This window comes from Paenibacillus suaedae, from assembly GCF_032337355.1.
In the GTDB taxonomy this organism is placed as follows: Bacteria; Bacillota; Bacilli; order Paenibacillales; family Paenibacillaceae; genus Paenibacillus_B; species Paenibacillus_B suaedae.
On the sequence record NZ_JAVYAA010000001.1, the window covers coordinates 1,631,638 to 1,647,393 of the forward strand.

The 15,756-nt window shown below is 48.5% G+C and carries 17 protein-coding genes and 1 riboswitch; all 17 genes read left to right on the top strand.

Going from position 1 to position 15,756, the window contains the following annotated elements:
- The first annotated feature begins 47 nt into the window (after positions 1–47).
- Complete coding sequence (locus RQP50_RS07240) at positions 48–698, top strand: stage V sporulation protein AA (protein WP_065290824.1); 651 nt, start codon at positions 48–50, stop codon at positions 696–698.
- Positions 691–1,128, top strand: coding sequence for a stage V sporulation protein AB (locus tag RQP50_RS07245; RefSeq protein ID WP_021252938.1), 438 nt, complete (start codon positions 691–693; stop codon positions 1,126–1,128). Before RQP50_RS07240 ends, RQP50_RS07245 begins: the two co-directional genes overlap by 8 nt.
- Before the next feature lie 82 nt (positions 1,129–1,210).
- Entirely contained in the window at positions 1,211–2,872 is a 1,662-nt protein-coding gene (locus RQP50_RS07250; RefSeq protein WP_072727920.1) for a spore germination protein, read from the top strand.
- Positions 2,873–3,056: 184 nt separating this feature from the next.
- Positions 3,057–4,388, top strand: coding sequence for a diaminopimelate decarboxylase (lysA, locus tag RQP50_RS07255; protein WP_072728492.1), 1,332 nt, complete (start codon positions 3,057–3,059; stop codon positions 4,386–4,388).
- A 211-nt stretch (positions 4,389–4,599) separates the two neighbouring features.
- The gene (locus RQP50_RS07260; protein WP_021252935.1) at positions 4,600–5,037 is read left to right on the top strand and encodes a peptidylprolyl isomerase; all 438 of its coding nucleotides are present in this window, start codon (positions 4,600–4,602) and stop codon (positions 5,035–5,037) included.
- A gap of 169 nt (positions 5,038–5,206) precedes the next feature.
- A riboswitch (FMN riboswitch) is annotated at positions 5,207–5,366 on the top strand.
- A 330-nt stretch (positions 5,367–5,696) separates the two neighbouring features.
- A complete protein-coding gene (ribD, locus tag RQP50_RS07265) occupies positions 5,697–6,845 on the top strand; it encodes a bifunctional diaminohydroxyphosphoribosylaminopyrimidine deaminase/5-amino-6-(5-phosphoribosylamino)uracil reductase RibD (RefSeq protein ID WP_315744304.1) in 1,149 nt (382 codons plus the stop codon).
- A gap of 2 nt (positions 6,846–6,847) precedes the next feature.
- Positions 6,848–7,531: a riboflavin synthase gene (gene ribE / locus RQP50_RS07270; protein ID WP_072727922.1), complete on the top strand. Its 684-nt coding sequence runs from the start codon at positions 6,848–6,850 to the stop codon at positions 7,529–7,531.
- A gap of 21 nt (positions 7,532–7,552) precedes the next feature.
- Positions 7,553–8,794, top strand: a complete 1,242-nt coding sequence (locus tag RQP50_RS07275) for a bifunctional 3,4-dihydroxy-2-butanone-4-phosphate synthase/GTP cyclohydrolase II (RefSeq protein WP_072727923.1) — start codon at positions 7,553–7,555, stop codon at positions 8,792–8,794.
- Positions 8,795–8,878: 84 nt separating this feature from the next.
- The gene (gene ribH, locus RQP50_RS07280) at positions 8,879–9,346 is read left to right on the top strand and encodes a 6,7-dimethyl-8-ribityllumazine synthase (protein WP_021252931.1); all 468 of its coding nucleotides are present in this window, start codon (positions 8,879–8,881) and stop codon (positions 9,344–9,346) included.
- 71 nt (positions 9,347–9,417) lie between these two features.
- The gene (locus tag RQP50_RS07285) at positions 9,418–10,212 is read left to right on the top strand and encodes a segregation and condensation protein A (protein WP_028533111.1); all 795 of its coding nucleotides are present in this window, start codon (positions 9,418–9,420) and stop codon (positions 10,210–10,212) included.
- The gene (scpB, locus tag RQP50_RS07290; protein ID WP_072727925.1) at positions 10,181–10,837 is read left to right on the top strand and encodes an SMC-Scp complex subunit ScpB; all 657 of its coding nucleotides are present in this window, start codon (positions 10,181–10,183) and stop codon (positions 10,835–10,837) included. Before RQP50_RS07285 ends, scpB begins: the two co-directional genes overlap by 32 nt.
- 51 nt (positions 10,838–10,888) lie before the next feature.
- Positions 10,889–11,587: a metal-dependent hydrolase gene (locus RQP50_RS07295; RefSeq protein WP_072727926.1), complete on the top strand. Its 699-nt coding sequence runs from the start codon at positions 10,889–10,891 to the stop codon at positions 11,585–11,587.
- Between the two features lie 206 nt (positions 11,588–11,793).
- Positions 11,794–12,471: a DUF2953 domain-containing protein gene (locus tag RQP50_RS07300; RefSeq protein WP_021252927.1), complete on the top strand. Its 678-nt coding sequence runs from the start codon at positions 11,794–11,796 to the stop codon at positions 12,469–12,471.
- Positions 12,444–12,929, top strand: a complete 486-nt coding sequence (gene ytfJ / locus RQP50_RS07305; RefSeq protein ID WP_021252926.1) for a GerW family sporulation protein — start codon at positions 12,444–12,446, stop codon at positions 12,927–12,929. The genes RQP50_RS07300 and ytfJ overlap by 28 nt, the downstream gene beginning before the upstream one ends.
- Before the next feature lie 194 nt (positions 12,930–13,123).
- Positions 13,124–14,425, top strand: a complete 1,302-nt coding sequence (locus tag RQP50_RS07310) for a D-alanyl-D-alanine carboxypeptidase family protein (RefSeq protein WP_315744312.1) — start codon at positions 13,124–13,126, stop codon at positions 14,423–14,425.
- A 27-nt stretch (positions 14,426–14,452) separates the two neighbouring features.
- On the top strand, positions 14,453–15,115 hold the full coding sequence (locus RQP50_RS07315; protein WP_072728493.1) for a nucleoside recognition domain-containing protein: 663 nt from the start codon (positions 14,453–14,455) through the stop codon (positions 15,113–15,115).
- A gap of 73 nt (positions 15,116–15,188) precedes the next feature.
- Positions 15,189–15,734 (top strand): spore maturation protein, encoded by a 546-nt coding sequence (locus tag RQP50_RS07320; RefSeq protein ID WP_268623313.1) that lies wholly within the window; start codon positions 15,189–15,191, stop codon positions 15,732–15,734.
- Positions 15,735–15,756 lie beyond the last annotated feature (22 nt).

Below are 15,756 nucleotides of genomic sequence, written 5' to 3' on the forward strand. Positions count from 1 at the left end.
TGTCTATTCAACCATACTAACACTATGGAGGAAGGAGGGGGATGAACATGGCGACTTTGGATGAGTTGCCTGATTCCGGCAGTACCTGCTATATCCGGCTGCGCAAGCAATCTTCGGTCAAGCCAGATCATCCGATTCGACTTAAGGATGTAGCTGAGGTCATTGCAGACGATGCATGGTACACGAAATTAAGAGAGCTTGTGCTGAAGGAACCAAAGACAAGCGACGGCAACATGATATTGATTGACATGATGCACATTACGAGGGCAATTAAGGAACTGTGTCCGAGAATGACCATAGAATGCTTCGGCCAGCCGCATACATTAGTTGAGGTTGTGACGCAGGTGAAGAAGCCAAATATCGCCCTAATTGTTCTTGTCTGGCTGCTGCTGTTCTTCGGTTCAGGCCTCGCGATCATGAACTTTCACGCCGATGTAAGCATGCTCCCTGTACATAAACGAATTGTAGAAATGCTTACGGGTCGGAAGGATGCGAATCCATTTTGGTTCCAAGCCTGTTATTCCATTGGCATCGGTCTTGGGATGGTCGTATTTTTTAATCACTTTTTCCGCAAGAAGTTCAATGAAGAGCCGACACCGCTTGAAGTTGAGATGTTCCTATATCAGGAAAACTTGAACCAGTACATGATAACCGAGGAATACAAGCGATTGCGCAAGGAGGATTTGAAGCGTGACTGAGACTTGGCTGTATGGTCTTGCACAGCTGCTGGCATCGTTCGCGGGAATCGCTGGCGGGATTACGGTTGGGGGCGCGATGGTGGCATTATTTGTCGTGCTTGACATGCTTCCACGGCTAGCACAGCTTACTCGCTCCTTCCACTGTTCGTATTGGTTTGAATACGCCATTATTGCGGGCACGCTGTTCTTTACCGTAACAGATTTATGGAGTATCCGATTCTTCTATGCGGGATGGTTCTCTCCATTCATCGGACTGCTGGATGGGGTATTCGTGGGACTCTTGGCTGCAGCGCTGACGGAGGTATTGAATGTTTTTCCGATATTGGCGAAACGGCTTGGTATGACACATGCGCTCCCTCATCTACTGACCGCAATGGTAATTGGCAAGGTTCTTGGATCTTGGTTCGACTGTTTTAAATACCCGCATTGAAATTTCTGTGTGAATGATGAGAATCTCGCAATGAAGGATATGCCAAGATATGGAGATTCAATAAGAAGGAGGATATTGCCCAATGACAGAGCAGCAAACTGAACAAGAATCGTCGCAAAAGGACGTACTTTCCCCTCCTCATTCGAAATCACCGAAAGAGCAGTCTGAGGATGGGGGCAATCATCAGCATGCATCTGAGCAAGGCAGCTTGCATGACAGAAAAAAGCAGCGTGAGAAGTCCGATACGATAGAAGAGTCCATCATCTATTGGCAGGACAAGGACGAAATCTCCAAGAAGCTGGACGAGACGAAACGAACGCTGCAACAGGTAGTTGGACTTGGGGAGTCGTTCGATATCGTGCTGCGCGAGATGGTCTTCGGCGAGCGGCGGGTAGGTCTGTTCTATGTGAATGGTTTTGCTAAGGACGAAGTGATGACGTTAATCTTGTCCCGAATGTCATACTTGGATAAGGAAGAAATGTCGCCGAACGCACTCAAATCCTTGTTCGAACGCTATATCCCTCATGTTCAAGTAGAGCGGGAGAATAAGTTAAGCAGCGTCATTAATAAAGTGCTCGCTGGCAGCAGCGCTTTCTTTATTGATCATGAATCAAGTGCGATTATTGTGGACTGCAAGACTTTCCCTGTGCGGGGTCTTGAAGAACCGTCGCTCGAGCGGGTGGTTCGGGGTGCACGTGACGGATTCGGCGAGACACTGCTTACGAACGTTACCCTTGTCCGACGCCGCTTGCGTGATCCGGGGCTTATGTATGAAATGGTGCAGGTGGGACGGCGTACCCGTACCGATGTGTGTATTGCCTATATAGATGATATTGCTGACAAGCGTCAAGTGGAGTCGGTTCGTAATAAAATAAAAGCGGTGAATGTGGATGGTCTGCCACTGGCCGACAAGCAACTGGAGGAGGCGATTATCAATAAGGCGTGGAACCCTTATCCGCTAGTACGATACTCGGAACGTCCAGATGTTGTCGCTTCCCATTTGATGGATGGCAGCATTGTCATATTTGTCGACACATCTCCATCTGTCATCATTTTACCGACGACGTTTTTCGACTTATGTCAGCATGCAGAAGAGAATCGACAAACTGCATTTATGGGAACCTATTTGCGGAGTGTGCGCTTCATCGGTATTTTTGCATCGCTCTTCATTCTCCCATTGTGGCTGCTGCTCGTTATCGAGCCGGGATTAAAGCCTGCCGCCCTACAAATTATTGGACCGCAGGAGACAGGGAAGATACCGCTCATTTTCCAGTTCCTCATCGCAGAGCTCGGCGTGGATCTCATGCGAATGGCGGCTGTTCATACTCCGTCGCCGCTTGCGATAGCATTGGGCTTGCTAGCTGCGATACTCGTAGGTGACATAGCGGTCAAAACAGGAGTGTTCGTCAATGAGGTTATTTTGTACATGGCTGTTGCTGCCGTAGGGATGTTTGCGACACCGAGCTATGAGCTGGCGCTGGCCAATCGAATCGTGAGGCTCGTGCTGCTTGTTTCGGTTGCGCTATTCAGAGTTCCCGGACTCGTCATTGGTACAACCGTTTGGCTGCTCTGGCTGACCCTGCATCGCTCGTACAATGCATCATACTTATGGCCGTTCATTCCGTTCAATGCCAAAGCGATGTACAATATCATCGTGCGACAGCCATTCTTGCTGATAAAGACGCGCCCTAGCTTGAATCAGACGCGAGATAATACAAAGATGCCGCCAAGAACGAAGCGATAGCTTCAACGTTTGGAAGGCAATGTGTTTGTCCCTTGACAACCTCTATAATGCAAATGATGGACGGAAAAATCCATTCTTTCAAGATCGAATAAGCTGATATACTCGATGTAATATTTTCACCAACAATTGGAACAACATGAGGGGATAGACATAGAAGATCGAGTGGGAGTGGGGAGAAATGACGATGTACTTACACGGAACGAGCAAGATTAATGGGAATGGACATTTAGAAATTGGCGGTTGCGATGTAACCGAATTGAAGCAGCAATTTGGTACTCCGCTTTATATTTTTGACGAAGCATTAGTCAGAGAACGCTGTGGACAATACATGGAAGCATTTCGCGAGTCTGGGTTAACCTTTCAAGTTGCATATGCAAGCAAAGCATTCTGTACAACAGCAATGTGCCGGTTAGTCGACCAAGAGGGGCTGTCGCTAGATGTTGTATCGGAAGGGGAATTGTATACAGCCTTGCAGGCTGGATTCCCGGCCCAGCGAATCCACTTCCATGGGAATAATAAGACGCCCGAGGAGATCGAAATGGCGCTTGATGCCCGCATCGGCTGCTTTGTTGTTGATAATTTCACGGAGCTGAAGCTGTTGAATGCGATTTGCCAAGAACGCAATCAGTCCGTACCTGTGCTGCTCCGCGTTACACCGGGTGTTGAGGCACATACGCATGAATACATTTCGACAGGTCAGACGGATTCGAAGTTTGGCTTTGACATCGGCAATGGTACGGCGCTTGAGGCTGTGCGTCATGCGGCGGATGCAACTCATTTGGAGCTGCTGGGCATCCACTCGCATATCGGATCTCAAATATTCGAAACTGAAGGATTCCAAATGGCGGTTGAACGCGTTGCACAATTTGCTCGTGGGGTGAAGGAACAGCTAGGGATCGCATTCCGGGTTGTGAACTTGGGCGGCGGTTTCGGCATCCGCTATGTAGAAGGGGATACGCCTCTGCATGTTCGCGATTATGTAAAGGCCATTACAGATGCTGTAAAGCAGCATTTTGCTGACATCGGAGAATGTTTGCCTGAAATTTGGGTAGAGCCAGGCCGCAGTATTGTTGGAGAAGCGGGAACAACACTGTATACAGTTGGCTCTGTGAAGGATATTCCAGGAGTGCGCAAATATGTAGCTGTTGATGGAGGGATGACCGACAACCCTCGACCAGCGCTGTATGAGTCTCGTTATGAGGCACTGCTTGCTAACCGTTCGACTAATGAGTCCACGGAGACAGTGTCGATAGCAGGAAAATGCTGCGAAAGCGGCGATATGCTGATTTGGGATGCTGTGCTTCCTGCCGTCCAGCAGGGCGATCTGTTGGCTGTGTCCTGCACAGGTGCGTACAATTATTCGATGGCAAGCAACTATAACCGTATTCCAAGACCAGCTGTCGTGTTCGTGCACAAGGGGGAAGCGGATATTGTTGTACGTCGTGAGTCGCATGAAGATATCGTGCGCAATGACTGCATTCCAGCTCGTCTACGCAACGAGCCAGCGCTGAAATAGTACGGGATGTGACGATTGCAAGCTCCACGGCAGCAGTTGAATTTCACATCCGAAGTTACACCATATATGGAAATTAATACAACACCCAATCTTCTGTCTTGTCGTGGCATAACGATGAGGCAGAAATCGGGTGTTTTCTTTTTGTTAAGAAATAACGTATAATCGGATGAGCAAGCGTGAGCATTGTACATATGGAAGGAGACGATACATGATGAGCAAATATGCATTGATTGAATTGGAAAAAGGCGGCACGGTGAAAATCCAGCTCCATGAGCAAGAGGCACCAGGTACCGTTGCAAACTTTGAGAAGCTGTCCAACGAAGGTTTCTATAACGGCTTGACATTCCACCGTGTTATTCCGGGCTTTGTAGCGCAAGGCGGTTGCCCGCACGGAACAGGTACAGGCGGCCCAGGCTACACAATCAAATGTGAGACAAAAGGCAACCCGCACAAGCATGAGCGTGGTGTACTTGCGATGGCGCATGCCGGCAAGGATACAGGCGGTTCCCAATTCTACATCACTTACGATGCATTCCCTCACTTGGATGGCGTGCATACGGTATTTGGCAAAATTGTAGAGGGCATGGAGCATGTAGATGCTGTTAAGCAAGGCGACAAGATGAAGCAAGTTACCATCGTGGAAGAATAGAAATAATTGAGGGAAGGCGTGTATGCAGCTTGGCTGCTGCACGTCTTTTTTATTTGAACGCATCTGAATGGTTCCATGCGGTGAAGCGACACAAGTTGCATTTTACCAGGTCAGGTGGTACACTTCTAAGTGCAACATCTTAGAAACTAATTTTATAGCAATACGAATGACAGACCTTCAGGGCAGGGTGAAATTCCCGACCGGCGGTGATGAACCTATTCTTGCGTGTGCAAGGTGTTCTTAGTCCGTGACCCGGGTGGATTCGTCCACACGGTGGATCTGGTGCAACTCCAGAGCCGACAGTATAGTCTGGATGGGAGAAGGGGCGTCAGGAGAGAAGAACTCGATAATTAGTTCTTTCAAGTTCTTATTTTCACAATTTCATGAGCATTCCAGGCGAAATGGACGGCGAATACCTGCGTAAGCGCGAGGTTTTCTATTCATCTATCGTCGTATTTGACATATGCGAAATCGATGCAGTTTGCTGAGAACATCCTTGTTGTCGGTTTTATTTGTCATATACAAATGGAAATTATGCTTATGTGCGACTATTGTGAAATTAAGTACATACCTGTAAGCTCAATCAATCATGCCCTTCGGAGGATCCGAAGGGCTTTTTTGCGTTAGCCTTGATCTGTTTGTGGAAAGGAGGATACCCAATGTCTGCTGTTATCAATGATGAACTGTACATGCAGCTCGCTGTGAACATGGCAGAGCAGGTGCTTGGACAGACCGATGTGAACCCTGCAGTTGGCTGTGTCATTGTGAACGAGGGACGAATCGTCGGTCTTGGAGCTCATTTGCGGCGTGGTGAAGGCCATGCGGAAGTCCATGCTTTACAGATGGCTGGTGAAGCGGCCAGAGGAGCGACTGCGTATGTGACCCTTGAGCCATGCAGCCACTATGGGAGAACACCGCCTTGCAGCCTGCGATTGATTGAAGCGGGAATCGCCCGTGTCGTGATCGCTTGCGTCGATCCGAATCCAGCGGTTGCAGGGAGAGGAATTGCTCTACTGAAGGATCATGGAATTGGGATAACGTTGGATGTGCTTCGGGAGAGAGGTCTCGCACTGATTGAAATGTTCGCTAAGCATATTACGACCGGCATTCCGTTCGTTACCCTCAAGACAGCAAGTACGCTGGACGGCAAGATCGCCACTTTGACTGGTGACAGCAAGTGGATCTCGAATGAGCGAAGTCGTGAACTCGTTCATTCGATGAGGCACCGTCATCAAGCGATTATGGTAGGCATAAGCACTGTACTTGCGGATGATCCATCGCTGACAACACGTCTGTCAGTCCCTGGGGTAAACCCAGTGCGCTTGATTGTAGACTCGAAGCTTCGGATCCCTATGGACGCCAAGGTCGTAACCGATCAAGCTGCACGAACCTGCATCTTCACAACTGCACGGGCAAGCGGGGAGAAGCGGCGTGAATTGGTGTCCCGAGGCGTAGAGGTCTTCGAGTGCGGAGAAAGCGAGAAGGTAGACCTTCAGCAGATGATGGAATGGTGCGGCCAACATGAGATCGGATCCATACTCCTTGAAGGTGGAGGTCGATTGAATGGGGCGATGCTAGAGAAGAAGCTGGTCGACAAAGTTGCAATATTTATGGCTCCGATTGTCGTCGGCGGTCAGCATGCGCCTGGTAGTTTTGTGTTTGAAGGTGTAGAGCGGATGCAGGATGCATACCGGCTTCAGCATGTGGAGGTTGAGAAGCTCGGAGATAATATCTGCATCACTGGATATCCGTTCGGCAAGCGTGAGGTGGAGCATTTGACTCATTCCAGCATTAAAGGAGGAGCATAGCAATGTTCACCGGACTCATTGAAGAAGTGGGCTCACTGCAGTCTGTGATGAATCGGGGCGAGGCGATGGTGCTTCATATCCGAGCATCTAAGGTTCTAGAAGGCATGAAGCTGGGGGATAGCATCGCCGTCAATGGTGTTTGTCTGACCTCAACGTCCTATGATGGCAGCTCCTTCATGGCGGATGTGATGCCGCAGACGTTCCGCCATACGAATTTGAAGGATTTAAGGCCGGGCGATCCGGTCAATCTAGAGCGTGCAATGACAGCAGGCGGACGATTCGGCGGTCATATTGTACAAGGACATGTAGATGGTCTTGCAACGATTGTGGGACGAACAAGAGATGCGAATGCTGTTGTCATCGAATGTCGGGCGAGTCGGCCTGAGATGGCGAAATATATGATTCCACAAGGTTCTGTCACCATTGACGGCATCAGCTTAACCCTAACACGAGCAGAGCATGGAGAGTTTGCCGTATCGATTATTCCACATACGTTGGCGCAAACCGCTCTTCAGCGCAAGCAGCCGGGTGATACCGTCAACATTGAATGTGATGTGCTTGGCAAGTATGTGGATCATTTGCTCCGGTATGGTAGATCAGGGCCGGAGAACGAGACAAAGGATTCGGATCGTTCTGGTTCTGGAGGTCTTAATGCAGCGTTTTTGGCAGAGCATGGTTTTATGTAATGGTGAAAGGGGAGGAACAACATGAAGGAAGCATTTCACTTTGATTCGATAGAAGATGCAATTGCAGATTTGAAGCAGGGCAAGGTCATCATTGTGGTTGATGACGAAGATCGGGAAAATGAAGGCGACTTTATCGCGTTAGCCGACAAGGCAACACCGGAAGTTATTAACTTCATGATTACAGAAGGCCGAGGATTGGTATGCGTACCTATTACGCAGGAGCGTGCCGAGGAGCTTGAGCTTCACCCAATGGTTGCACACAATACGGACAATCACGGTACGGCATTTACCGTATCCATTGATCACGTAGATACGACTACTGGCATTTCAGCGCACGAACGCTCACTAACGATCCAGAAGATGCTGGATGCGGACGCCAAGGCAGAAGATTTCCGCCGCCCGGGTCATATCTTCCCGTTAATAGCGAAGAGTGGTGGTGTGTTGCGCCGTGCAGGGCATACGGAAGCAGCGGTTGATCTCGCCCGGTTGAGCGGATCTGCACCTGCTAGTGTCATCTGCGAAGTGATTAAGGAAGATGGCACGATGGCTAGACTGCCCGACTTGATGGAACTGAAGGGGCAATGGGACTTGAAGCTCATCAGCATCAAGGATCTCATTCATTACCGTAATGAGAAGGAGAAGCTGGTTCAACGTGAGGTCGAGGTGAACATGCCTACTGACTTCGGCATATTCCGAGCTATTGCCTATACGAATGGTGTAGACAATAAGGAACATGTTGCCTTAGTGAAGGGCGACATTGATGGAACTCAGCCAGTTCTTGTTCGCGTTCATTCGGAATGCTTAACCGGGGATGTATTTCATTCACATCGCTGTGACTGTGGCCCTCAATTCGCCGCTGCGCTTTCACAAATAGACAAGGAAGGCAACGGCGTCCTGCTCTATATGCGCCAGGAAGGCCGCGGGATTGGACTTATTAATAAGCTCAAAGCTTATAAGCTTCAGGAGCAAGGGCTAGACACGGTGGATGCCAACTTGGAGCTTGGATTCCCAGCGGATCTGCGGGATTACGGCATTGGAGCTCAAATCTTGAAAGATCTCGGCATATGTCAAATTCGCCTTCTTACAAATAATCCTCGCAAAATTAAAGGGTTGGAAGGCTATGGTCTGGAGGTCGTTGAGCGCGTCCCGATCCAAATGCAGGAGAATGAAGACAACACAAAATATTTGCATACGAAGGCTGCGAAGCTCGGGCATATGCTCGTATTCGACGATATTGAACAGGATGAACAAGCACGCAGATAAGCCCTGAAGGAAATGAAGTACCGCAAGCGTGCGATAACCTTATCGTTATGATTCAGTTATTTATCACAGAGGAGGACTTTACTTATGCCACATGTATTTGAAGGACACTTAGTTTCCGAAGGATTAAAATATGGAATTGTTGCTGGTCGATTCAATGAATTTATTGTCAGCAAGCTTGTTTCGGGAGCACTTGATGCGCTGAAGCGCCACGGGGTTAAAGATGAAGAGGTAGATATTGCCTGGGTTCCGGGTGCATTTGAAATTCCACTTATTGCGCAGAAAATGGCGGAGAGCGGGAAATATGATGCCGTGATCACACTTGGCGCAGTTATTCGCGGCTCCACTCCGCATTTCGATTATGTGTGCAGTGAAGCGGCTAAAGGCGTTGCGCAAGTGAATATGAAGACAGGGGTTCCGACCATATTCGGAGTGCTGACAACAGACTCCATCGAGCAGGCAATTGAACGTGCAGGAACGAAGGCAGGCAACAAGGGTTGGGAAGCTGCGTCTACTGCAATTGAAATGGCGAACTTGACGAATCAGTTAAAATAGTGCTTATTTAATGTAGTGCCCTTTTTGCAAGGGCGCTACATTTGTTTTATTGCTCAGGAGGTTATCACGGGGTGACCGTAACGTATAAGCTGGAACAGTTTGAAGGACCGCTCGATTTGCTCCTGCATTTAATCGACCAAGCGGAAATTAATATTCAAGATATATCGATTAGTGAGATTACCGATCAATATATGGAATATTTGCACAACATGCAGGAATTGGAGCTGGAGATTACGAGCGAGTTTCTCGTTATGGCGGCAACGTTGCTGTCCATGAAATCACAGCAGCTGCTTCCCAAGCCTCCGGTCATGGAATGGGACGACTATGAAGATTATGTGGATGATGAGCCTGATCCGCGGGCAGAGCTTATACGCAAGTTGATCGAATACCGAAAGTACAAGGGAATTGCGGAGCATCTCCGGGAACGCGAGACAGAACGAAGCATGATTTTTTCCAAGGAACCAGAGGACTTAACGCCATTTATGCCAACAGCTCCTGATAATCCAGTGGATGGATTACATGTCACAGACTTGATCGCAGCATTCCGCAAGGCACTTAGCAAAGCGTCGCGCAGAACGCAGGTCGCAACAATTCACCGGGATGAAATATCGGTGAAGGATCGGATTAAGAGCATTATCGACACGCTGCGTCCATTTGGCAAGGGAGGTAAGATGATGTTCTCTAACTTGCTTAGCGAGCATCTCACGCGTTCGGAAATTGTCGTTTCCTTTCTCGCGCTGCTGGAGCTGATGAAGATGAAGCAAGTTCGCTGCTACCAGGATAGCCTCTTTGAGGACATCGTGATTCAATGGAGTGGGGAGGTGGACACGGAAGATGGACTTTCAGATGCTGAAGTCGATTATTGAGGGGTTGTTGTTCATGGCTGGAGATGAAGGCTTGAACATTAAGCAAATCTCAGAAATTACAGAACAGCGCCCAGAGGTTATAGAGGAAGCGATGAACGATCTGCGCGCGGACTTCGAGCGCTCGAAACGTGGTCTGCAAATTGTTGCAATCGCAGGGATGTACGAGCTAGCTACATTGCCAGAACATGCCCCGTATTTTGAGAAGATGGCATATTCGCCATCGCGTTCTTCTCTGTCGCAAGCAGCCCTAGAGACCTTGTCTATCGTTGCCTATCGACAGCCGATTACCCGTGTTGAGATCGAAGAAATCCGCGGCGTAAAATCGGATCGTGCGATTCAGACGCTAACGAACAAGGGTTTGATCGAAGAAGTTGGACGAGCAGAAGCGATCGGAAGGCCGATTTTGTATGGCACAACGAAATCATTCTTAGATTATTTCGGATTAGCAACAATTAAAGAACTGCCGGATTCCTCTGCTTTTGAACAAATGGATGGGTTAGAAGAGGAAACGCAGCTCTTGTTCGAGAAGTTAGATGGACGCCAATTGACGATTGAAGACGTGAAGGAAGTTGAAGAACAATTGGAAGCAGGAGTTCAACATGAGCACGAGGAAGAGATACGATAAGAACTTCTGCGTATGAAGCTGTTGAATATGCAAATATGAGGAGGAACTGCTTTGAACATTCATTTCCACGGTCATTCCTGCATTCAGCTTGTTACCGAACAGCATAGTATTATCATTGATCCTTTCTTGACTGGCAACCCTGCAGCAGTCACACGCTCAGAAGAGATTCATGCGGACTATGTGCTGCTCACACATGGACATGGCGATCATATTGGTGATGCGGTATCCATCTCCAAGCGCTGCAATGCGCCTATTATTGGCATGGTAGAGCTTACGAACTACATGGAATCGCAAGGTGCGCAAGCTATAGGCATGAACCTAGGTGGACCAGCTCCATTCGAATTTGGATCGGTTGCGCTAGTGCCTGCCCTGCACAGTTCCTCCGTTACAGTCAATGGTCAGGATATTTATATGGGTAACCCTGCAGGGATTGTCCTGCAAACAGAAGGGCTAACGATTTATCATGCCGGAGACACTGCATTGTTCAGCGATATGAAGCTCATTGGCGATCGCTACAAGCCAGATATCGCCTTCTTGCCAATTGGCAGCTTCTTCACGATGGACCCGGAAGATGCATTGCTAGCTGCGCAGTGGGTACAGGCTAAAGTTGTCATCCCCGTGCACTACAATACATTTCCTCCTATTCAACAGGATGGGGCAGCATTTGTGACGAAGTTACAGGAGCTTGGAATTCAAGGACTGGAACTTTTGCCTGGTCAATCTATTGATCATTCCAAGCTGATGCTGTAAAGAGGCGCTTGTCCCTAACATTCAAAGAAACTTGCTTGAACGAGGAGCATCAATATGTTCTAATGCTTGCCCGTCAGCTTCGTATGCGATAATACGAGCTGCCGGGTTTTTTATTTGGTAAGGTCACTCGGAATTATGCTCCTCGTGCATGCTAGTTTGGATAAAAGGCCATAATACGGATAGTTTAGGAAATGGAGGCGCATGACATGATAGGATGGGCGATTGCTGGAGGGATAGTAGTTGTCTTGCTTGCCCTCATTGTCTTTTCGTCCATTGAGTGCAAAATCATCATTCACAAATCAGGAAAACATGAGCGAGTTGTTCTATTGATTCGGGCATGCTATGGACTGCTTCGTTGGAAATATGAATGGCGATCCATTCGATTTATTAACATGGAAACAGGGGTTCACCTGCATGTAAAAGCTAAGGATAATGTCGGAACAGGTCATGCAAGTCGAGATGAAACTCAGGTCGATAAAAAATTGATAGAGAGATATAAGCACAACGTGCGGCGACTTCTACGTCATACGCGTTGCATCATTCTATGGCTCAAAGAAACTCTCCAGCGGGTACAGTGCAGCATGTTTACTTGGGATACGGAGATTGGACTGCTTAATCCAGCAACAGCTTGTCTATTGACAGGGGCATCATGGTCAGTGAAGAGCATGCTGGTAGGAGCATTGTCTCACCATATTCGATTTCGAAGACATCCTCAGATGGAAGTGAATCCGCAATTTCACACCCCTTTTTTTTCCACTAGGATCGTTTGTATAACCAAAATTCGCATCGTGCACGCTATAACTGCTGTAATCAAGTTGATTATTCGCATCGTTCGCGCAGAAGGAGGAATACGAACATGGCGGAACATCCTATCGAGGGCTTAATGCATGCAGCCTTTAACAATATTAAGGCTATGGTAGATGTAAATGCAATCGTGGGCGATCCTGTCCAAACACCTGACGGCAGTGTCATTTTGCCGATAAGCCGTGTTGCATTTGGCTTTGCGGCAGGAGGCAGCGACTTCCGGTTGGATGAGAGACACGACAGGCACGACAGACATGACAGACCAGCCTCAGAACGTGGTGAGGCCCGTACAGTTCCTGCAGCCTATGCCTATGGTTCGAAGCCATTTGGAGGAGGTAGCGGCGGTGGCGTCTACATAACACCGATTGCCTTTCTCGTCGTTGGCAGGCGGGGCATTGATGTCGTGTCGCTCGACAATCAGACGCATTTGCTGGAGAAAATTATTGATGCCGCACCTAATGTGCTGGATCAAATCAGTTCGATGTTCAAGAAGCAGGAATCAACGACGGCCGAGGATATTATTATATCGGATCGGTAGGAATATGGCGTCAGGCTTGATTGTTGCTGCCGTTATTGCCGGTAAAATGGCGATGCAGTCAACGGGAGCTTGACGCTATTTTTCATTAGAACAACTCCTGCTTGCTTAAGTAATCGTAAGTGATGGACATACTCGGTCTCGAACAAGCATACATATGGAACAACTTGACCGGTATACAGATTAAGGAGGAACGTATGAGCAAGCATCCATACGTAGGACAAGTTGGAAAGATGATTGCGTTGTGTGCACTGTTGGGCTCGGTTCTGGCATATAATTTGTATGGACGTGCCGCGTCAGCTGATCCATCCGTGGACACAAGTCGCACACAGCGTGAGGCTGTACAGGAATGGTCTGTCCCGCTGCAGGTTGAGCCATCGAATGCAACTGCTTCGGCTCGAATCGCGCCTCCATCTACTGCGGCAAGAGCAGCAGCCTTAATAGATGTAGCATCTGGAAGAGTGCTGTACAGCCATAACGGGAAGCAGGAGCTTCCAATGGCGAGTACGACGAAAGTGATGACCGCGATTGTGGCAATTGAGCATGGCCGGCTGGAGGATAAAGTAAAGGCGACTTCTCGTGCTGTAGGCAAGGAAGGCTCCTCCATTTACTTGAGACTTGGAGAAGAGATGAGTCTCAACCATTTGTTGTATGGCCTTATGCTTCGTTCAGGCAACGATGCTGCGGTGGCGATTGCTGAGCACGTTGGAGGCTCGGAAGAAGGCTTCGTCCACTTAATGAATGAGAAGGCGAAGCTGCTCGGGTTGGAGCATACCCAGTTCCGCAATCCTCATGGTTTGGATCAGAAGGGTCACTATACGACTGCGGAAGATCTAGCTCGTATATCAGCATATGCACTGCATAATGCAACCTTCCGTGAAATCGTGCGCACCCGTACGAAGAAGGCGCCTAATACAATCGACAATTGGGATTATGTGTGGGGCAATAAGAATAAAATGCTTCACTTGTATGAAGGAGCAGATGGTGTGAAGACAGGTTACACGAAAGGTGCATTGCGGTGTCTAGTCAGTTCTGCCACACGGAATGGCCAGCAGCTTGTTGCTGTAACGCTGAATGACTCCAGAGATTGGGAAGACCATAGAAGGATGCTCGATTACGGCTTTCAAGCGTTTCCGCAAGCGAAGATTGTAGAGGAAGGCCAACATATTGAGGGTCAGCCATTCGAAGCTTCTAGATCGCTGACGTATCCGCTTGGATATGGGGAGCAATCGAAATTGTCTGCCAAGCTCGTCGTACCGGCTAACGGTAGTCTCGAAGCAAGGTTAGGTCATCAGGGACGCTTGACGATGTATGTGGACAAGGAACCGATAGCCAGTGTAGATGTTCGAAGAATTTCTCCAGATGAATCTGCGCCAACTCGAGGTGGTTCAGCCGAACACACTTCTGCAGTTCCAAGAGAAAGTAAGAGCGGCAACGTACTCAGTGAATGGATGCTGGTACTAAAACGTGTAACAGGCAGACTATTTGGCGCAGCTTGATCGCCCATGGGAAGGGAGACGGTTGTCATTGTAAATGCGATATGGATGTTCATGCTGCTTGTGGGATTCATCGCTGCTGCCGCTCAGGGAAAGATTGACGTAGTGACGGAAGCCGTGTTCGAGGGAGCGAAGACAGGAGTATCTGTAAGCTTTGGACTCATCAGTGTGATGGTGTTCTGGCTAGGGATCATGCGGATTGCAGAGGATGCAGGGCTGCTGAAGCGGCTTGCCAAGGCTCTTGGTCCAGTCGTTAGGTATTTGTTTCCCGATGTACCTCGCAACCATCCTGCTCTCGGCTTCATTATGTCGAATATGAGCGCGAATTTGCTTGGGCTAGGCAATGCAGCTACACCGATGGGGATAAGAGCTATGCAGGAGCTCCAGAAATTAAATCCGAATAAAGATACGGCTACACCTGCCATGTGCACGCTGCTTGCAATCAATACGTCAAGTATAACCCTAATCCCAACAACATTGATTGCGATAAGGATGAATTTCAACTCTGCTAATCCTGCCGAGATTGTAGGTACTACGCTGCTTGCGACCATTGTAGCAACATTTGCAGCGATCTTCGCGGATCGATGGTACCGAAGAAAGGATGCGAAGCGTCCGCCCCCGCAACAATTAAAGTCTGACAAAGGGCGGTATACGGAATCTCAGGGAGCGGGATATCATACACCAGCTAGTTGAACAATGATTTGATGATTATGGCATCATGACCTTACTTCCAGCCTCGAAATGAAGTAGAAAGGATGGTCCGGTTATGTATGCATTTGTTTCCTCTATATCCGCTTGGGCTATACCGGCCATTATCGTTTTTATTCCGCTGTTTGCCTATTTTCGGCGTGTGCCCGTATATGAGACCTTCGTTGAAGGGGCGAAGGATGGATTCCAAACTTCAATCAACATCATTCCAACCTTAGTAGGCATGATGGTTGCGATCAGTGTATTCCGTGCATCTGGTGCGATGGATTGGATGGTGGGGCTGCTGCGTCCGATACTCGATTGGGTAGGCATTCCTGGTGAGGTGATGCCGCTCGCTTTCTTGCGGCCCATTACAGGAGCTGGCTCTCTTGCCTTTACTACCGATCTGATTAAGATGTACGGGCCTGATTCCATGATTGGAAGAATTGCTTCAACGATACAGGGGAGCACTGATACAACGATCTATGTGTTGACCGTATATTTCGGCGCTGTTGGGATTAAGAAAGGCCGGTATGCACTAAAAGTTGGCCTATTCTCTGATTTGGTCGGATTTATTGCAGCAATTGTCGTCTGTTTCCTTGTATTTGGTTTCATTACAGGGTAATATCATAATAGCTTGAATAATG